This window comes from Fundidesulfovibrio putealis DSM 16056 (assembly GCF_000429325.1).
GTDB lineage: Bacteria > Desulfobacterota > Desulfovibrionia > Desulfovibrionales > Desulfovibrionaceae > Fundidesulfovibrio > Fundidesulfovibrio putealis.
In genome coordinates this window covers 514,924-533,436 of sequence record NZ_KE386885.1, presented here as the reverse complement: position 1 = coordinate 533,436, position 18,513 = coordinate 514,924, and the positions used below count along the sequence as shown (strand labels likewise).

The 18,513-nt window shown below is 63.9% G+C and carries 20 protein-coding genes; 8 read left to right on the top strand and 12 right to left on the bottom strand.

Features of this window, described 5'->3' with window-relative positions; all coding sequences use genetic code 11:
• The 4 genes from nusB to G453_RS0119155 form a co-directional block, all read right to left on the bottom strand.
• Positions 1 to 489: a transcription antitermination factor NusB gene (gene nusB, locus G453_RS0119170; RefSeq protein ID WP_027192335.1), complete on the bottom strand. Its 489-nt coding sequence runs from the start codon at positions 487 to 489 to the stop codon at positions 1 to 3.
• The gene (ribH, locus tag G453_RS0119165; protein ID WP_027192334.1) at positions 490 to 960 is read right to left on the bottom strand and encodes a 6,7-dimethyl-8-ribityllumazine synthase; all 471 of its coding nucleotides are present in this window, start codon (positions 958 to 960) and stop codon (positions 490 to 492) included.
• Positions 961 to 970: 10 nt separating this feature from the next.
• On the bottom strand, positions 971 to 2,188 hold the full coding sequence (locus tag G453_RS0119160) for a bifunctional 3,4-dihydroxy-2-butanone-4-phosphate synthase/GTP cyclohydrolase II (protein WP_027192333.1): 1,218 nt from the start codon (positions 2,186 to 2,188) through the stop codon (positions 971 to 973).
• 86 nt (positions 2,189 to 2,274) lie between these two features.
• Positions 2,275 to 2,922 carry a riboflavin synthase gene (locus G453_RS0119155; RefSeq protein WP_027192332.1) on the bottom strand — a complete coding sequence of 216 codons (648 nt, stop codon included), beginning with the start codon at positions 2,920 to 2,922 and terminating at the stop codon, positions 2,275 to 2,277.
• Between the two features lie 348 nt (positions 2,923 to 3,270).
• Here G453_RS0119155 and G453_RS0119150 point away from each other — a divergent pair, with 348 nt between their 5' ends.
• The gene (locus G453_RS0119150) at positions 3,271 to 3,669 is read left to right on the top strand and encodes a MucR family transcriptional regulator (RefSeq protein WP_027192331.1); all 399 of its coding nucleotides are present in this window, start codon (positions 3,271 to 3,273) and stop codon (positions 3,667 to 3,669) included.
• 96 nt (positions 3,670 to 3,765) lie between these two features.
• On the opposite strand, the gene G453_RS0119145 is transcribed toward G453_RS0119150, so the two are convergent.
• The 4 genes from G453_RS0119145 to G453_RS0119130 all read right to left on the bottom strand — a co-directional run bounded on the left by G453_RS0119145 (position 3,766) and on the right by G453_RS0119130 (position 7,925).
• Positions 3,766 to 3,966 carry a hypothetical protein gene (locus tag G453_RS0119145; protein ID WP_027192330.1) on the bottom strand — a complete coding sequence of 67 codons (201 nt, stop codon included), beginning with the start codon at positions 3,964 to 3,966 and terminating at the stop codon, positions 3,766 to 3,768.
• 162 nt (positions 3,967 to 4,128) lie between these two features.
• The gene (locus G453_RS25290) at positions 4,129 to 4,416 is read right to left on the bottom strand and encodes a hypothetical protein (RefSeq protein WP_043646449.1); all 288 of its coding nucleotides are present in this window, start codon (positions 4,414 to 4,416) and stop codon (positions 4,129 to 4,131) included.
• Positions 4,417 to 5,521: 1,105 nt separating this feature from the next.
• Positions 5,522 to 6,268, bottom strand: a complete 747-nt coding sequence (locus tag G453_RS0119135) for a helix-turn-helix domain-containing protein (protein ID WP_027192328.1) — start codon at positions 6,266 to 6,268, stop codon at positions 5,522 to 5,524.
• Positions 6,269 to 6,584: 316 nt separating this feature from the next.
• Positions 6,585 to 7,925, bottom strand: coding sequence for a sigma-54 interaction domain-containing protein (locus G453_RS0119130; protein ID WP_027192327.1), 1,341 nt, complete (start codon positions 7,923 to 7,925; stop codon positions 6,585 to 6,587).
• Positions 7,926 to 8,190: 265 nt separating this feature from the next.
• Between G453_RS0119130 and G453_RS27465 the strand changes: the two genes are divergently transcribed.
• On the top strand, positions 8,191 to 9,216 hold the full coding sequence (locus tag G453_RS27465; protein ID WP_084502572.1) for an iron-sulfur cluster assembly scaffold protein: 1,026 nt from the start codon (positions 8,191 to 8,193) through the stop codon (positions 9,214 to 9,216).
• Between the two features lie 284 nt (positions 9,217 to 9,500).
• Here G453_RS27465 and G453_RS0119120 read toward each other — a convergent pair whose 3' ends face one another.
• The 4 genes from G453_RS0119120 to G453_RS0119105 are packed head-to-tail and all read right to left on the bottom strand — an operon-like array spanning position 9,501 to position 13,584.
• Positions 9,501 to 10,667 (bottom strand): ABC transporter permease, encoded by a 1,167-nt coding sequence (locus tag G453_RS0119120; RefSeq protein ID WP_027192326.1) that lies wholly within the window; start codon positions 10,665 to 10,667, stop codon positions 9,501 to 9,503.
• A gap of 4 nt (positions 10,668 to 10,671) precedes the next feature.
• The gene (locus G453_RS0119115) at positions 10,672 to 11,832 is read right to left on the bottom strand and encodes an ABC transporter permease (RefSeq protein ID WP_027192325.1); all 1,161 of its coding nucleotides are present in this window, start codon (positions 11,830 to 11,832) and stop codon (positions 10,672 to 10,674) included.
• Positions 11,807 to 12,511, bottom strand: a complete 705-nt coding sequence (locus G453_RS0119110; RefSeq protein ID WP_043646798.1) for an ABC transporter ATP-binding protein — start codon at positions 12,509 to 12,511, stop codon at positions 11,807 to 11,809. Before G453_RS0119110 ends, G453_RS0119115 begins: the two co-directional genes overlap by 26 nt.
• Positions 12,508 to 13,584 carry an efflux RND transporter periplasmic adaptor subunit gene (locus tag G453_RS0119105; protein ID WP_235731811.1) on the bottom strand — a complete coding sequence of 359 codons (1,077 nt, stop codon included), beginning with the start codon at positions 13,582 to 13,584 and terminating at the stop codon, positions 12,508 to 12,510. The genes G453_RS0119110 and G453_RS0119105 overlap by 4 nt, the downstream gene beginning before the upstream one ends.
• 245 nt (positions 13,585 to 13,829) lie before the next feature.
• Here G453_RS0119105 and G453_RS0119100 point away from each other — a divergent pair, with 245 nt between their 5' ends.
• The 6 genes from G453_RS0119100 to G453_RS0119075 all read left to right on the top strand — a co-directional run bounded on the left by G453_RS0119100 (position 13,830) and on the right by G453_RS0119075 (position 18,509).
• A complete protein-coding gene (locus G453_RS0119100; protein ID WP_043646447.1) occupies positions 13,830 to 14,651 on the top strand; it encodes a tetratricopeptide repeat protein in 822 nt (273 codons plus the stop codon).
• The gene (locus tag G453_RS26765) at positions 14,648 to 15,535 is read left to right on the top strand and encodes a hypothetical protein (RefSeq protein ID WP_051272635.1); all 888 of its coding nucleotides are present in this window, start codon (positions 14,648 to 14,650) and stop codon (positions 15,533 to 15,535) included. The genes G453_RS0119100 and G453_RS26765 overlap by 4 nt, the downstream gene beginning before the upstream one ends.
• The gene (locus G453_RS0119090) at positions 15,532 to 15,948 is read left to right on the top strand and encodes a hypothetical protein (RefSeq protein ID WP_043646445.1); all 417 of its coding nucleotides are present in this window, start codon (positions 15,532 to 15,534) and stop codon (positions 15,946 to 15,948) included. Before G453_RS26765 ends, G453_RS0119090 begins: the two co-directional genes overlap by 4 nt.
• 120 nt (positions 15,949 to 16,068) lie before the next feature.
• The gene (locus tag G453_RS0119085) at positions 16,069 to 16,797 is read left to right on the top strand and encodes an amino acid ABC transporter ATP-binding protein (protein WP_027192321.1); all 729 of its coding nucleotides are present in this window, start codon (positions 16,069 to 16,071) and stop codon (positions 16,795 to 16,797) included.
• Positions 16,798 to 16,827: 30 nt separating this feature from the next.
• Positions 16,828 to 17,643 carry an ABC transporter substrate-binding protein gene (locus G453_RS0119080; RefSeq protein WP_027192320.1) on the top strand — a complete coding sequence of 272 codons (816 nt, stop codon included), beginning with the start codon at positions 16,828 to 16,830 and terminating at the stop codon, positions 17,641 to 17,643.
• Between the two features lie 167 nt (positions 17,644 to 17,810).
• The gene (locus tag G453_RS0119075; RefSeq protein WP_027192319.1) at positions 17,811 to 18,509 is read left to right on the top strand and encodes an amino acid ABC transporter permease; all 699 of its coding nucleotides are present in this window, start codon (positions 17,811 to 17,813) and stop codon (positions 18,507 to 18,509) included.
• Positions 18,510 to 18,513: the final 4 nt, after the last annotated feature.

Genomic DNA, 18,513 nt, shown 5'->3' with positions numbered 1-18,513 from the left:
TCAGGCTTCTTTCTTGTTCCTGGAGAGGTCTTTCGTGGTTGCGAACTTGCCCTGGGCCACGTCCTTGGACACGGCGTCCAGAATGCCGTTGACGAAGGACGGGGAGTTGTCGTCGCCGAATTCCTTGGCCAGTTCCACGGCCTCGTTCATGGCAACGCGCAGGGGGATGTCCTCCCCGTGGAGGATCTCGTAGAGGGCCACACGCAGGATGGTCAGCTCCACCTTGGCGATGCGGGCGATCTTCCAGTTCTGGGAGTGCTGCTCGATCAGCTTGTCCAGCTCGTCGCGCCGGTTCCACACGCCCTTCACCAGTTCAAGCACGTATTCCTTGGCCGACTCGTAGGACTCGAGCATGTCCGGGTCCATGGGGGCGGTCTCAACGGCCTTCAGGAGGGCGCGGTCGTTGACCGGAGCCTCGAAGTCGAATCCGTAGAGGACCTGGAAGGCGCGCCTGCGGGCCTTGCGCCTGGGTGTCTGGGGTCCTGACACCTAGATCTGCTCCAGCACGCGGACCAGCTCCAGGGCGGCGGAGGCGGCTTCCACGCCCTTGTTCCCGGCCTTGGTTCCGGCGCGTTCGATGGCCTGCTCCAGGTTGTCGGTGGTCAGCAGGCCAAAGCCTACGGGCACGCCGGAATCCAGGCTCACCTGGGCCAGGCCCTTGGTGCATTCTCCCGCAACGAAGTCGAAGTGGGGGGTGTGGCCGCGGACAACGGCGCCCAGGCAGATGATGGCGTTGTATTTGCCGGTGGCGGCCAGCTTTTTGGCGGCCAGGGGCATCTCGAACGCGCCGGGCACACGCACGATGGTCAGGTTCTCGCGCTCGCCGCCGTGGCGCAGGATATAGTCGATGGCCCCGCCCACCAGGCGGTCCACAATGGTGTCGTTGAAGCGGGCGGCCAGGATGGCGAAGGAGAGGCCCTTGGCGGTCATCTGGCCTTCGATGGTGCTGATGTGATGCATGGCGCGTTCCTTAATTGTTCTCAAGTTTGAGCATGTGGCCCATTTTGTCTTTCTTGGTCTGCAGGTAGTCGATGTTCTGTTCGCAGGCGTTCATCTCGATGGGCACCCGCTCCGTCACTTCGAGCCCGTAGCCCTCGAGGCCCACGATCTTCTTGGGATTGTTGGTCATGAGGCGCATCTTGGACACGCCAAGCGCCACCAGCATCTGCGCGCCGATGCCGTAGTCGCGAAGATCCGCCTTGAAGCCGAGCTTCTGGTTGGCCTCCACGGTGTCCATGCCCTGGTCCTGGAGGGCGTAGGCCTTGATCTTGTTGGCCAGGCCGATGCCCCGGCCTTCCTGGCGCATGTAGAGCACCACGCCCGAGCCCTCGCGGTCGATGATGCGCAGCGCCTGCTGGAGCTGTCCGCCGCAGTCGCAGCGAAGCGAGCCCAGCACGTCGCCGGTGAGGCACTCGGAGTGCACGCGCACCAGGGTGGGCTCTCCGGGCTTGATCTCGCCCTTGACGATGGCCAGATGGGCCTTGGTGTCCTGGCCCTCGGTCTCGAACGCGATGACCTTGAAGCCTGAGCCGTAGCAGGTGGGCAGCTCGGCCTCGGCCACCTTGCGCACGGAGAGGTGCCCGAAACGCATGCGGTAGCGGATGAGGTCCGCCACGGAGGCGATCTTCAGGCCGTGGGTCTTGGCGAATTCGATCAGGTCCGGCATGCGGGCCATGTTCCCGTCGTCGCGCATGATCTCGCAGATGACGGCGCAGGGCTTGCAGCCAGCCAGCCGGGCCAGGTCCACGCCGCCCTCGGTCTGTCCGGCGCGCACCAGCACGCCGCCTTCCTTGGCGCGCAGCGGGAAGATGTGGCCCGGGGAGACTATGTCCTCGGCCTTCACGTCGTCGGCCACTGCGGTCAGGATGGTGGTGGCCCGGTCGAAGGCGGAGATGCCCGTGGTGACGCCCGTGCGGGCCTCGATGCTCACTGTGAACCCGGTGCCGAACTGGGACTGGTTCTGGTCGGTCATCATGGGGAGCTTCAGCTTGTCGATCCACTCAGGCGACATGGGCAGGCAGATGAGACCGCGTCCGTGAACAGCCATGAAGTTGATGATTTCGGGAGTGACCTTTTCGGCGGCGATGGTCAGATCGCCCTCGTTCTCACGGTCCTCGTCGTCCACCAGGATGATCATCTTACCCTGGCGGATCTCCTCGATTGCTTCCTCGGTAGTGCAAAGGGGCATGGGAAAATCCTCCTGACGGCGGCTGCTGGAGGGCAACCGCCGGAACACTTTTCCGTAGTTCCTAAAGTGAAAAAGGGCAAGCGGACTTAGAATCCGTGCTTGGCGAGAAAATCCGCCGTAATGGCGGAGGGTTTGGTCTTTGCGGCGTGCGGAGCCACCATGCGGGCCACGTATTTTCCTATGATGTCGCACTCCATGTTCACGGCGCGACCTGCGCTCCAGCCGGAAATGGTGGTCTCGCCCTGGGTGGCCGGGATGATGTTCACGTCGAGCCAGTCCTGGCCGCACCCGTTCACGGTGAGGCTTATGCCGTCCAGGCAGACTGACCCCTTTTCCACCACGAACACGCCGAACTCGGCGGGAAAGCTCAGGGTGTAGCGCACGGATTCACCTGCCGGGGCGCTTGAATCCACGCGGGCCAGGCAGTCCACATGGCCGCTGACCATGTGCCCGCCCAGGCGGTCGCCCAGGGCCAGCGCACGCTCCAGGTTGACGCGCGAGCCCGCGCCGAGCCCGCCGAGGTTGGTCTTGTCCAGGGTCTCGGCGGAGGTGTAGGCGCTGAAGGCGTTGTCCGTGAAGCTCTCCACGGTGAGGCACACCCCGTTCACCGCGATGGATTCCCCCAGCACGATCTCTCGCAGTGGGTAAAGCGCCCTGATGGACAGACGCATCTGTCCGCCGCGCCTTTCGAGCGCCTCCACCTTGCCCATGCCTTGCACCAGTCCCGTGAACATATCCGCCTCCCGCATATGACCTGCCAGTCGTTTGCCCGGACAGCGCAGCTTTGTCAAAGCATGAGCCCCCAACGCAACACCTGCCCCCACCATCGCATTTCCCGGCTCAAGTGCTTTCCGGTTGCGGAGCTTGCCCGTGCCCGGCCTTTTCTACATGCCATTTCTAGAAACACCCCGGATGCGGCACAAGACCCGCCACGAACGTGCGCGTCGCGCCGGATGCAGTGCGCTCAGCAGTAATCCGGACATTCGCATTTCAACATGAAAATGTGCATCAGCTGTATTTACATTATGCTTGCATTTCGTGTATCGCGTCCAGACACCACCCGCGAATGCAAGGAGATCCATATGGATGACTATTTGAAGGAAGCATTGGAAATCGTCAAAGCCCAGGCCAGCGTCCGCAACATGACCGAGGAGGAAATCACCTCCATGGTCAAGAAGGTTGCCGAGGGCATCCGTGGCATCAGCGAAGGGACTCCCGTTGTTGAGGAAGGCGCCACCCCCGCCCTGGACCCCAAAAAGGCCATCAAGGAAAAATCCGTCACCTGCCTGGAGTGCGGAAAGGTCTTCAAGATCCTTACCAAGAAGCACCTTGCCACTCACAACGTCACCGCCGATGAATACAGAGCCAAGTACGGCTACAAGAAGGGCACCCCCCTGGTGAGCAAGTCCCTCCAGCGCGAGCGCCGCGCCAAGATGAAGGACATGAAGCTCTGGGAGAAGCGCAAAAAGGCCCCCAAGTAGCCTTACAGCGCCTTACGGTTTTTCCATCACTCACAACACCGCCCCCCATGCTCAGGCACAGGGGGCGGTGTTGTTTTTCCAGGTGCGCGATCCCGGCTATGTCGCGGCCCGAGCGTCCGTCGGCGGAGGTGTGGCCGCCCCGGAGCATTGCCTGAGCGCCGCCTCCACGTAGACCTCATGCGTCTCGAACAGGAATCTGCACCCGCTGTTGCGGCACCAGCGCACGCGGGTGACGGTTTCACCGAGCTTGTCGGTTTCCAGGACGCGGGTATCCTTCCCGCAGCGGGGACACCACATTATTTACTCCTTGGGTCTTTCGGGCGGGGGAGGAGGATGGCCTCCTCCCCGGATTTCATACGCATCGTGTGTTCAGGCGGCCCGCCCGCTCCGGCCTGTCGTATGGGGCATCGCGCCCGCGCCGCTGGTAACCGGCACGCCGCGCGCGTTCACTCGTCTCTCTCAAAGGGAAATGTCCTGTCCCGCAGCATGCAGGCTCGCGGGATAATCCCGGCCCGCGCCCGAGCGCAGATCGGCCAGATGCCGCTCTTCTGCCAGATACTCCGACCTGGCCTCGGCGGACGGTTCGAACCGCGAACAATGACCTCGCGCCGACGTGCGGCAGGAGGCGAGGCCCTGTATGCACAGGACCGGGTCGTGGCGCACGTGGTCCGTGATCTCCTGGCAGTAGCCGACCACCCAATCCCTGCTGTCCCAGTGAACGCAGTCCGAACATCGTGGGTCGATCATGGCCTGCGCCCTCCGGAGAGCGATCCGGGCTCTCCTGGCGCAGCGCCGTCCTTGGCGACGCAGCGCCCTGCCGCTGCGCACAAGTCCGTCAAACCGCAAAAACCTGAACCCGGCATGTCGGATCTCCTGCTTGAGTAGGCCGGGGCGTACCCTGGCACGTTTACGCCCCGGCCCGTTCATACATGCGTGCGCCTGTTTCCCCCGGGGAGGTGCGGGGGGCCGGATGGGTGACCCCTCACCGGCTTCGGGGCGTCTAGACCATCTAGACAATGCCGTCTTGCAACCGACCAGGCCGCCTGGATTGCAGCCTTCCCTCACACCCGCCTTGCCCGCTTGATTGGGCGTCAGGGCGCATAGCGCCTTGGGTCTTCCGGTACCGGCCTCACCGCGTCTGCCCTGCTGGGCTCGCATAACGTGTCCCGAATTTATTCTTTTTATTATTTTTGTCAAGCGCAACTGACTAATACGAATACCGCAGGATAATGAGCATTTACCAAGATTATTCGTTCCTGTATCAAAGAAATATTTCTTTAACGAATTTTTTTAAACGGAAATATACTTCCGTGTCACTGTCCCCCAATCTATCCCACCTGCGGCATTTCCTGCCACCAGTGAGGCACCCCGACGTCTAACCACAAACGTGCCTGGAGGGGTTCACTTCCTAAGGCGTACGGACACAGGCGACCAGCCGAGACCTTGACCGACACGTTTCCAAGGCCGCCACGTTGCAAACGATACAGGCCCGGCAGAAGCCGGTGTTGCGCGCTTACCCGAACGAAAGGCCAGAAGATGCCGGACCAGAATACGCGGATTGGGATGCGTGGCGGACAGCCACTCACAGCAGAAGGGGGAAAAAGCGCGAATGGCAGGCACGGCTGCGAGACGCCCCGGCCTGCACGTCTCGACGCGTGTTATGCCGGGAAAGAATGGAGCGAACGCGCGAGAATGAAAAAGAGTGTGTGCAGGTGGGAGCGTCTGCCAGGCTCGGCAAGATGGCACACGACCGCAAGGCGCGGCAAGAGCGTGGGAACACTCCGGCGAGCGACCAGCCATATCGGCAAGGCCCGTCGCGCGGAAGCGCCCGGACCAGCCATGCGGCAGAATCCTATTTGCGGGTCATGTCCGACCAGGCCCAGACCACGCGCCCCACGATGGCGCGGCGCAGGTCGCCATGGAAATCGGTCTCCAGGCTGTGCACGGAAGGGGGATAGAAACGCTTGTCCGGGTTGTCCGACACATAGGTGAGAAGCGTCTGCCCTTCCTTGCGGCTGGTGTAGACGCGCTTGACCGCAACCTCGGCGTCAGGGCCGGGTTCGCGCACCAGAAAGATGGATCCGTCGGGCTCGGGCCGGAAATCGTCGCGGTCCACCAGCACGATGTCCAGCGGGTGCAGCGTGGGCACCATGGACTCCTGGCCCTTGCCCACTTCCATGGCCACCAGGTTGGTGCGGTAGCGGATGGACGCCTGGTCCTTCATGGCCAGCACCCAGCCGCGCACGGCGTCCTCTGGTATGAGGCCCGGTCCGGCGGCCACGGCCCCCTGGGCCAGGGGAATGGCCATGTAGTTCTCGGCCGAGGGCTGGTTGGCGAAATCCGCCACGCCGCCCGACTTCCGTGCGGCCACGAACACCACCGGCTTGGTGGTGTCGCGCTCCTCGTCGGGAAAGAGAATGCGCGCTCCCAGGGCCTCCAGTATGCGCGCCACGGTGTCGAAGCGCGGCACGGCCTTGCCGGAGAGAAACTTGGAGACGTTGGGCTGCCCGACGCCAGCCTTCTCGGCCAGGGCCGAGGGACCGCCGTGATCGCGCGCAAGGCGGGCGATGCCCTGCTTGACTGTGTCCACCATGCTCATGGGCGTGCTTCCTTGTTGGCGATGCTTAAAGATATTTCACGCGCAAGTAAACTATCAAATAAGAATACCCGCACGGGGAACCTCTCCTCGAAGCGTGCCTGCGTACGCCTTCCTGCCCCGACCTTGTAAAGCATTTCGCTCCAAATGCAACTAAAAACATGACGAACCGATGCACACCGTCCACCCCGACGATGCACACCGCACGACCTGCGATGTTTCCAGCGGATATTTTCCGATTCTTTTTCCAAGGGGTTGCCGCTGGTCCGGCGACGACGACGCCAACGGACGAATTACTGGCATCGCCCATCAGACGGACTTATTTTTCGTCCTCCTGCCCCATGCGGAGGATCTTGCGCAGGGTGTCCTTGGTGATGCCAAGCTCCCGGCAGGCGGCGTTGCGGTTGCCCATGTTGCGTTTCACGGCCTTCACGGCGGCGTGGTAGCGCACCTCGTCCATGGTCAGGGGGGCGTCTCCTGAAAGCGGGCGTATGGCAGGGCGCAGGGTTCGCGGCAGGTGGTCCACCTGGATGAGCCCGCCGGGGCACAGGATGCAGGCGTACTCCAGGATATTTTCAAGCTCGCGGATGTTTCCCGGATAGCCGTAGCGCGTCAGGATGCGCATAACCTCGAGCGTCACGCCCCGGATGTCCTTGCCCAGCGATAGGCGCCTGCGGGCCAGGGCGTGCTCCACCAGCAGGGGTATGTCCTGGCTGCGCTCCCGCAGGGGCGGCAGGGTCAGCTGCACCACATTCAGCCTGTAGTAGAGGTCGCCCCGGAAGGTCCCCTCCTCCACCATGCGGGCCAGGTCGCGGTTGGTGGCCGCAATCACGCGCACGTCGGCGGGCACGCTCTCCACGCCGCCCAGCGGCTCGAAGACGCGCTCCTGCAGGGCGCGCAGAATCTTGGATTGCAGGGCATAGGGCAGGTCTCCCACCTCGTCCAGCAGCAGCGTGCCGCCGTCGGCCAGCTGGAAGCGCCCCGGCTTGTCCCGGCGGGCGTCGGTGAAGGCGCCGGCCTTGTAGCCGAACAGCTCGGACTCCATCAGATGCTCTGGCAGCGCGCCGCAGTTCACGGCCACGAACGGCCCGGAGGATCGCCCGGAGAGCCTGTGGATGGCCCGCGAGAAGAGCTCCTTGCCGGTGCCCGATTCGCCCAGCAGCAGCACCGTGGAGTCGCTCCCGGCGATCTGGGGCAGGATGCGCACCAGCTCCGACAGGTGGGGGTCTGTGGTGCAGAAGTCGTTGGACGAGGTGCAGCCCACGATGCGTTCCACCGAGCCCTCGCCGTTCAGGTCGCGCAGGGTCTCGACCCCGCCGATGATCCGCCCGTCCTGATCCTTGAGCGGAGCCGCGCTCACGCTCACCTGGACGGTGACCCCGTCGGGGCGGTGCACGCTCATGATGCGGTGGGCAATGTGGCGGTCTTCCTGGATGCAGGAGCGCAGCACGCACACGTCCTTGCAGTTCTCGGTGCGGAACAGCTCCCAGCACTTGCGCCCCACGGCTTCGCCGTGGCTTACGCCGGTGATGATCTCGGCAGACCTGTTCAGGAAGGTGATGTTCCAGTCCAGGTCTATGGTGAATACGCCGTCGGCCACGCTGTCCATGATGAAGGAGCACATGGACGTACACGGGAAAGGCCTCTCGAAATTTTTCATACCGCCCCTTTCAAGGCCCCCCCGGGCCTCGCGCAGCACGGCTCCACTGTGCCTCCCAAGCCTTATGCGGTCAATCCAATACGGACGAGTATTTCGTCCTGCCGTTAGGAGGAAAAACACGGAGAACTTTCAAATTGCTGTTTTTAAAGGGATTTCGAGTTGGCCCACTTTGTGCTCTTTTTTTCACAAGCGGGGCATGGGCAGCCCCTGAACCCCAACAGGGAGAGCCGGGCGCTCTCCATATATAACGCGAGGAGGAAGGGACATGACACTTACACTCACCATCTCGGGACGTCGTTGCGATCTGTCGCTGCATCCCGTGTCATCCAAGACCGTCGAGCGCATCCAGAACCTGGGGCGCAAGTTCTACACCAAGAAGTACATCCACTGGTGGCGCAACGGCAACACCAGCACCTGCGGCATGAAGTTCGACGACGAATGTTCCGTGCGGGTGAACCTGGGGGGCGAAAACCTCCCCTTCGACTCCGCTGCCATACCACAGTCCGCAGTTCTGCTGCGCCGCCGCCACTACCTGGAAAGCAAGGCCCGCTATCTGGCGCTGCTCGGCTATGACGACGAATACTGCAACATGACCTGGACCTGGAGCAACATCACCGAATACGACCCCGCAAAGTTCGACTTCTTCGTGCACCGCTGGGACCGCATCCTGGGCGAAGAGGACTTCCTGATCCTGGACGACGTGCGCTACGCGGGCGATTTCGCGGACGAGCAGGACTGGGGCGGCAGCTGCGGCTTCAGCCTTGTGGACCCCAGGGTCATCGACCTGGACGAGGTGCGCCGCGAACTGGGCATAGAACCTCCCGCGCCCACGGCTCCCAAGCCGCGCGCGCCAAAGAAGGCAGCCGCGCCCGAAGTCACGGCCCAGGCGTCGCCCAAGGCGGAGCCCGCCGCCATCATCGAGGATTTGCAGCCAGCGCCCCCCTGCGACAACGGCCTGGCCGAGCTGGTCATCGGGGTGGACAACCCCAACGCCACAGGCATGCACGGCTGCACCACCTGCAAGAATTCCATCCGGGTGGATCTGCGCATCGAGGATGACGTGGTGGTCCAGGCTGGCGGATGGGCCGCCGGATGCGACTACAGCAAGCAGTGCCTGACCGCCCTGGCCTCGATGCTTCCGGGCATGACCGTGTACGACTGCTACACCCTGACCAACGAGGACCTGCACCCGCTGCTGAAGAGGGTCATCAGGAAGCTCGACTGTGACACCTTCACGGTGGGAGCGCTCAAGCTTGCCCTGCGCGACTGGGAGAAGAGAAGCGCAGCCTGATCCCCTGCCCCGCCACCCCCCTGAGAAGGGCTGAAGGGGACCCCCACCACCCCTTCAGCCCGGCAGGGCAGGAGCGCCAGGGCGGCGGCCGCACTCACGAGAAATCTCGCGGCCGCCACACAGCCCAAGCCGCACGACGACAGCCCGTGCGGCCGGCTGGCCAGGCCCGGGAACGCCCTCCTGCCCACTCCGGCAAACGCCGCCCACATGCGCTGCCGGAGTCTCCACGCGCAGGCCCCGGACGGATCGGCCGTCCGGGGCCTTTCGCATTATTGACGCAAATCTCACCCTGAGCGCAGCGCCTCCACGATGTTCAGGCGAGACGCCCGAAGCGCGGGCAGGAGCCCGCCACTCACACCCATGAACAGCGCGAAGCCCATGGCCCACATGGCGATCTCGCCGGTGAGCGTGAACTTGAAGGCCAGCTCCGCGAAGGTCTGGAAGTTGGTGGTGGAGAAGCTCATGAAGGACAGGAAAGCCGAGAAAAAGAGCCCGGTCGCGCCGCCCAGAAAGCCCAGCAGCAAGGATTCCGCGAGAAACGCCGCCAGGATGGCCCGGCGCTTGAACCCCAGCGCCCGCATTGTGCCTATCTCGCCGATGCGCGTGGCCACCGCCGAATACATGGTGATCATGGCCCCGAGCATGGCCCCGATGGAGAAGATGGCTGTCAGCGATATGCCCAGCACCCGCAAAAAGCGCGACAGGGCCTTGGACTGGTCCTCGTAGTACTGGCGCTCGCGCTTCACCTCGGCCTGGAGCCTGGGGTCGGACTCGATGTCAGCTCTGTATGCGTCGAAATCATCGTAGCTCTTGAGCTTGGCCACCACCACCGAATAGCTCTGGCGGCGGAACGCCTGCATGAGCTGGTCCGCGTCGCCCCAGATCTCTGACGCAAAGCCCGTGTTGCCCGCATCGAACACGCCCACCACGGCCCACTCGCGCTGCCCGAAAGTGAGTGTCTGGCCCAGGGCCACGCCAGCGAACTTGGAGAGCACGCTTTGGCCCACCATGATCTCGGTGGAGCCTGGCTCGGGCATGCGCCCGGCCACAAGCTTCACTTGGGGCCGAAGCTCAAGCGACGCCGGGCCGATCCCCCGGATGACCACGTTGGAGGCGGCCCCGCTGCTGCGCTTGGCCAGCGAGATGAGTATCACCAGCTCGCGCGCGGCCAGAAGACGCCCCTGCACGTCCACGGCCACCTGGGGCTGGGTGGCGGCCACCTGGGCCACCTGGCGCTCCAGGGTGGACTGCACCTCGGTCTCGGAGCTCTTGCGCATCACCACCACGTTGTCCGGGCTGCCCGTGGAAACAAGCGTCTGGCGCAGCCCCTCGGCCAGCATGAGCGTGGCCGTGAACACGAACACAACCAGGGCCATGCCCCCGGCGGTCAGGATGGTGGTAGCTCTGCGGGTGAGCAGGTTGCGCCAGGAATAACTGAGCGGGATGGCCACGGGTTCAGCCTACCTTTCGCAGAGCCACGGCGATGCGCACCCTGGCTGCGTACATGGCCGGATAGATTCCCGACAGGATGCCCACGGCAACCCCCGCCACCACGCCATAGATGATCGTCTCGCGAGAGACCGCGAACACCGGAAAGAAATCGGTCATGAGGGTGCCGAAGGCCTCGGCGCAGGGCAGGATGAGCAGAAGTCCCAGGCCCGCGCCGGTCAGGCTTATCACCAGGGCCTCGCTCGCGATGAGCAGCGCCACTGTCCGGGCGCTGAAGCCCAGGGTTTTCAGCACCGCATACTCCCCGGTTCGCTCCCTGGCGGACATGGCCATGGTGTTGGCCGACACCGCCAGGATGATCAGCACCACCACGAAGCTCACCAGCCGGATGGCCAGGATTATGGCCTCGGACATGGACACGAAGCTCATCTGGAATGCCTTTTCTGTTTCGGTGAGGGTCTCGGCCAGGGAGTTGGCGAACTGGGCGTCCACTGCGCGCGATATCTCGGCGGCCTTGTTCGGATCGTTTATGCCCACCATGTAGAAGCCCACCTGCCCGGCGCGCGAGGGGTAGTTCACGCGCATGGTCTCGTCCAGGTAGGCCCAGTGGAAGAAGAGCTGGCTCTCGTCCGTGCCGGAGCGCGCCCCCCGGTAGATGGCCCGCACTGTCATCACCCAGTCGCCAGGGAAAATCGTGCCGCGAAGGGTGATGTTGTCGCCGACCTTCCAGCCGAAGCGCTTGGCCAGCTTCACCCCCACAAGACACCCCTTGCGGTCGCGCAGGAAGTCCGAGCGCTGCGCGGGGTCGTCGATGACGTATTCCGGGTAGAGATCCAGCAGGGTCTGCGGCTCGTAGGCGAAGTTGGCGAAGAAGTTCTTCTCGTCGATGTAGATGCCGCCGAACCAGTTGCCCTGGCACACCTGGGTGACGCCCGGCACGGCGCGGATCTTGTCCTTGTAGGCCATGGGCAGCGAGAACATGAGCGACACGGAGCTGCGCGTCACCAGCCGGTTGGCGGAGCTGGCCTCCACACCGGCGTACCATGCGTCGATAACCGTGCGCAAAAGCCCGAAGGCCAGGATGGCCACCATGACGCCCAGGATGGTCAGAAACGAGCGCAGCCGGTGCCGGAAGGCGTTCCTAACGGCCAGCCGGATCAGCAACACGGGAAAGCTCCCCCTTGTCCAGATGGCGCAGAACGTGGGCCTGCTGCGCGGCGCGCGGGTCGTGGGTGACCATGATGATGGTCTTGCCAAGCTCCGCGCTCAGGCGGTCCAGCAGGTTCAGGATGTCCTCGGCGCTGACGCGGTCCAGGTCGCCGGTGGGTTCGTCGGCCACCAGGATGTCCGGGTCGGTGACGATGGCCCGGGCGATGGCCACGCGCTGCTGCTGCCCGCCGGAGAGCTGGGCCGGGTAGTGGTCCATGCGGTCGTCCAGGCCCACGGCGGCCAGGGCGGACTCGGCGTGTTCGCGGCGCTCCCGGCGCGAAAGATCCGTGAGCAGCAGCGGCAGCTCCACGTTCTCCAAGGCGGTGAGCACCGGGATCAGGTTGTAGAACTGGAAGATGAACCCCACGCTTCGGCTGCGCCACTCGGCAAGCTCGGTCTCGTCCAGTTGGGTGATGTCCTGCCCATTCACCACGATCTGCCCGGCGTCGGCACGGTCGATGCCCGCCAGGCAGTTCAGCAGCGTGGACTTGCCCGACCCGGACGGCCCCATGAGGGCCAGGAACTCCCCGCGCGCGATGTCGAAGGAGATGTCCGTCAGCACCGGGATGACCTGCCCGCCGCGCTGGTAGGACTTGGCCAGCCCGCGAATCTCGATCAGCGTTTCCGGGGTGGTCACTTGCCCGCCGCCGATACGGCTCCGCCGTCTTTGAGGGAATCCGGCGGTGAAACCACCACGCGGTCGCCAGACTTCAACCCTTCCACAATCTCCAACATATCCCCAAGCGTCTGCCCGGCCTTCACCGGGGTCAGCCGGGCCACGCCTGCGTCCACCAGGAACACGGCTTTGCCGCCGTTTCGCTCGACTACGGCCTTTACAGGCACGGACAGCCTGGGGGCGCGCTCTTCGGGCGTGGGCGCACGATCCAGAAAGGCCACCTTGGCGCTCATCTGGGGCAGGACGCGCGGGTCCAGCTTGTCAAAGCGCACCTTGACCATCACCGTGGCCTTGGTCTTGTCTGCCGTGGGCACGATCATGTGCACGTAGCCGGGGAAACGCTCCTCGCCGTAGGCGTCCAGCATGATTTCCACGGGCTGGCCCTGGCGGATTTTCGCCAGGTTGGATTCGGACACGTCGGCTTCGATCTGCAAGGACCCCAGGTCCGCGATGGTCACCACCGAGGCCTTGGCCGTGCTGCTGGCCCCGATGGGGGTCACGATGTCGCCCACGTCCGCGCTCTTGGTGAGCACCACCGCGTCGAACGGGGCGCGCAGCACGGTGTATTCCTTGTTGGCGCGGGCCAGTTCCAACCCGGCCTTGTGCGCCTCCAGCGCCCGGAGGGAGTTCTCGTGGGCGGCCTGGGCCTTGCGGTAGCGGGCCACGGCCTGGTCGTACTCGGAGCGGGCCACCACGGCGCGCTTTTCCAACTGGGCGAAGCGGTCGTGGTTCAGCTTGGCGTCAACCAGCTCGGCGTTGTCCTGGTCCACGCGGAAGCGCGCGGCCGCCAGGTCGGCCTCGGCCTGCTTGAGCGAGGCGCTCACGTCGTCGCTCTCCAGGCGCGCCAGCACGTCACCCTGCTTGACGCGGCTGCCCTCCTCCACGCCAAGCCACACCAGCCTGCTGGTGACCTTGGAGGCAAGCGCGGCCTTGCGGTCGGCCACGGCGTAGCCCGTGGCGTTCACCAGGGTCAGCGCGCGCGTGGGATGGACCATCACCGCCGGGGAAGTCTCCACTTCGTGCTTGCGGGGCATCAGCAGGAAAGCTCCGGCAAGAACGACGACGACAAGAGCGAGCCACAGCCATTTTCGCGACCTTTTCCGGACGCCCGGGCCGCCCGGCGCGGCCTGTCCGGACCGGTCAATACGCAACTTTTCGAGATCTTGTTTCATAGCGAGGCGAACCATAGCCCAGGCCGCATCACTGGTCATCAGCAAATTCCGTCATGCCGTTGCCCTGGACAAGACGCAGGCGTTGGCTTAAAAAATCGGCCATAATCATGCCCACCGAAACAGCCAGCACCGCGAGCCAAGCCGTACGCGGGGTCTTCGCCACCGAGACGGTCACCTCGGTCGGCTTCGGAGCCACCAAACGCCGGGTCAAGCAGACTGTCTACGTCTACGCCGAAGAGGCCGCCGACGGCATGATGGCCTGCCGCAGCCTGAGCTCCGGGTTCATCCCCCAGGGCGACAAGCGCATGGTCACGCGCGATGAGTTGCTGAAAAAGTTCGTCCCTGCCCCGCACATCTACCTGGACAGGGTGCTGCCCGCCCTGGCCGCCCTGGAGCAGGCCGTGGACTCGGCTGAGCGCTGCCGCAAGGAAGGCCAGCTCTTCACCGCCGAGTTCGAATTCAAGAACGCCCTGCGCCTGGACGAGGGCCACATCCGGGCCTCCTTCGGCCTGGGGCTGACCTACCTGGACCGGGGCGATCCGGACAACGCCGACATCGTGTTCCGCAAGCTCTCCCGCGTGGAGGGCGTGACAGATCCTGAATACAAGCACCTGTTCAACGAATTCGGCATCAAGCTGCGCAAGAACGGCATGTATCCCCAGGCCCTGGGACACTACGGCAAGGCCCTGCGCCTGAGTCCCGACGACGAACACCTGCTCTACAACCTTGCGCGCGCTCTTTTCGAGAAGGGAAAGCTGCGCGCGGCCCTGCGCTTTCTGGACAAGGCCCTGACCATCAGGCAGAATTTCAAGGAAGCCCTTGAGTTCCGGCGCCGTATAACCGAAATGCTCACCACGACCATCATCGACGACACGGAGCTCCCGCAAGGCAGCGCCAGCTCCGAAGGCGTCTCACCGGAGAAGCCATGAGCTTTCAGTTTCTCGGCCACTACCTGCTTGAGCGCGGCGTGGTCACTCAGGCCCAGATCGACGAGGCGGCGGCCTATCAGGCCGAGGCCAACCGACGCCTGGGCGACTTGGCCATGGAGAGCGGCCTGCTCACCTTGGCGCAGGTGGACGAAATTCTCGAACGCCAGCGCGAGACGGACCTCAATTTCGGCACGCTGGCGGTGACCCTGGGGTTCGTCAGCAGGAGCGCCCTGGACGCCCTGCTGTTCCGCCAGCAGGTGCACATGGTGCATCTTGGCGAGGCGCTTTTGACCCTCGGCCACCTGACGGTCCGGCAATTCTGCGACTGCCTGAACGACTACGCCGCCCGGGAAACCGCCCGCAAGGACGCCCTGGCCCGGCTGTTCGAGGGACACTGCGCCCGGGAACCCCTGGAGTCCCTGGTGGACACCCTGGAGCGCGCATTCCTGCGCTTCGCCCACTGCCCCCTGAAGGCCCAGGCCTACCTGGACGACCTTGCGCTGGAAGCCCTGCCCCTGCAACACACCCTGGAAATCCCCCTGAATTCCAGCTCCGCCATGCGCTTCACCCTGCACATCGGCCGCGACATGCTCGACGCCATGGGTACGGCAGGCAGGTGCGGCAGCAGCGAATCCGGGCGCACTCCGGAGGAGGCGCTGGCCGCGGTCCTGGACATCCTGGAGATCATCGGACGCTACCTCTGCCTGAGCATCAGGGCGCGCGACCTTCCCGCGCCGGACTGTCCGTCCGGCGTCCCCGACCCCGGCGGCAAGGGCGAGGTCCGGGAGGGCTGCCTGCGCCTGCAACTTGCCTGCCCCGTGGCCAGCGTCGGCCTTACCGTCTCGCTGGTCACCAACCGCGACAAACCGGAGGAATCCGCATGAACAGACCGCCGTCCCCGCTGATGCTGTCCGCACTGCTGGCCGTACTGCTCCTGTGCGCGTGTTCGCCCATCACCAGGATGGACATCTCAGGCGAGCCGACCGTTTACTGCACGGTCAACAGCCCGCCGGACGAGACGCTCCTGGGCTACTGGCGCCGCATTCCGCCCGGAAATTTCAACCGCCCCCACGTGTTCAACTATTGGCTGATCAAGAAGGGCGACCGCTACGCGCTGTTCTACCACTGGGACGACAAGCGCGGGAAAGTGGTCCGGGGCTGGTTCCCGTTCGTGATCGACGGGAAAACCATGAACTCCTCCGAGGACCCGAGCATCTATTTCGTGAAGGAAGGACAGGTATTCCACAACTACGGCGGCAGGCCCTTCGACTCGCCCATGATGAAGGTCGGGAACTGAGGCGGCACGCAGGCTGCCGAGCATCGACCTTGACATGAGCCTGTAACCGGGTAAGCTTCTTTGGTTTGCCTGTTTTTGCAAATCAGCCCGTCTTACGTTCACCCAGGAGGAAAGCGCCCGATGCCCATGATCGAGTTCAAGGATGTCCACAAATGGTACGGGGATTTCCACGTCCTCAAGGGCATCGAAGAGTCCGTCGAACAGGGTGAGGTGCTGGTCATATGCGGCCCTTCCGGCTCGGGGAAGTCCACGCTCATCCGTTGCGTCAACCGTCTTGAGGAGTACCAGCGCGGCACCATCCTCTTCGACGGCAAGGACATCCACGACCGCAGCATGGACGTGAACCAGCTGCGCTCCGAAATCGGCATCGTGTTCCAGCAGTTCAACCTGTACCCGCACCTCACCGTGCTGAAAAACGTCAGCCTCGCTCCGGTCAAGGTGCGCAAGATGGACAAGGTCGAGGCCGACCGCCTGGCCCTGGACCTCCTGGAGCGCGTGGGCATCCACGACCAGGCCCACAAGTACCCGGCGGAGCTCTCCGGCGGCCAGCAGCAGCGCGTGGCCATCGCGCGCGCCCTGGCCATGCGCCCCAAGGTGATGCTCTTCGACGAGCCCACCTCGGCCCTGGACCCCGAAATGATCAACGAAGTCTTGAACGTCATGAAGGATCTGGCCCGCGACGGCATGACCATGCTCTGCGTCACCCACGAGATGGGTTTCGCGCGCGAAGTGGCCGACCGCATCATCTTCATGGACGGCGGAGAGATCATCGAGGAAGGGCCGCCGCAGGAATTCTTCAAGAACCCCAAGCATGAACGCACCCGCGCGTTCCTCAGGGAAATCCTCTAAACACATCAATTCAAACCGGAGGAGGTTTCGATGAAGCGTCTTGCCACGGCTCTTACGGCCATCCTGGTCCTGGCTTTCCTGGTATCCCCCGCCTTCGCGGGCAAAATCGAAGACATCAAGAAGAGGGGCACGCTGGTCGCGGGCGTGAAGGATTCGCAGCCCCCCTTCGGCTATGTCGATGAAAAGACCAACCAGATCGTCGGCTTCGAAATCGACATCATGAAGTTCCTGGCCGACAAGCTGGGCGTGAAGCTCGACGTGAAGGCCGTCACCTCCTCCACCCGCATCCCCATGCTCACCCAGGGTGAAGTGGACATCGTGGCCGCCACCATGACCCACAAGAAGGACCGCGAGGGTCAGATCGACTTCTCCATCACCTACTTCATGACCGGACAGCGCCTGCTGGTGAAGAAGGGCGGCCCCATCAAGTCCGTGAAGGACCTGGCCAGCAAGAAGATCGGCTCGGTGAAGGGTTCCACCTCCGAGCAGAACGCCAAGAAGGCTGAGCCCACCGCCACCATCGTCTCCTTCGAGACCTACCCCGAGGCCTTCCTGGCCCTCAAGCAGGGCAAGGTCGAGGCCGTGACCACCGACGAAGCCATCCTGGTGGGCCTCAAGTACTCCGACGAGAAGCCCGAAGCCTGGGACATCGTGGGCGACTACATCTCTCCCGAGCCCTACGGTTTCGGCTTGATCGAGAACGACTCCAAGTTCCGCGACTTCGTGAACGTCTCCCTGATGGAGATGTGGGAGTCCGGCGAGTACAAGAAGGTCTACGACAAGTGGTTCGGCAAGGACACGAAGAACTACATCCCCCTGACCTGGACCATGGAACTCTGGCCGTAGCATTTGCTGGCGCAGGCGGCGTAACAACGCCTTGAGCGCATGAACGACAGGTTCCCATTTCCCGCCGGGTGCTAACGCCCCGGAAGCCGGGAACGCGGGAATCGGCATGATCGCCGGAGGGGCCTTAAAGCCCCTCCGGTTTTCGACAACCTCACCGGAGCAGCACGTTGGCCTATCAGTTCGACTGGGAACTCGTGGTTTCCGGCCAGTACGGCGACTGGATCGTCGACGGCCTCATCACCACCCTCCAGATTTCCGGAATCTCCATCGGCTTGGCCCTGGTGCTCGGCACCCTGGCGTGCATCATGCGCCTGTCCAAGTTGAAGCCGCTGGAATGGATCGCGTGGACCTACATTGAGTTCTTCCGCAACACGCCGCTTCTGGTGCAGATTTTCTTCTGGTATTTCGGTTCCTACACCGTCCTGCCGGATTCCGTGAACGCCTGGCTCAACACCGTGAACCAGGAGTTCGCCTGCGGCGTCATCGCCCTGACCTTCTACACCGGGGCCTTCATCGCCGAAGACCTGCGCTCGGGCATCTTCGCCATCCCCAAGACCCAGTTGGAGGCCTCGCGCGCCTGCGGGTTGTCCTTCATGCAGGCCATGGGCTACGTCATCCTGCCCCAGGCGTTCAGGATCATCATTCCGCCGCTCATTTCGCAGTTCTTGAACCTCATCAAGAACTCCTCGCTGGTCATGACCATCGGCGTGGCGGATCTGACCTACATGGCCCGCCAGATCGAGGCGCACACCTTCCACGGCCTGGAAGCCTTCACCGTGGCCACGCTCATCTATCTGTCCATCTCGCTGGTGGTCTCCTTCTCCATTCAACAGTACAACATGCGCGTGCTGCGCGCGGCGAGGTAGCGCG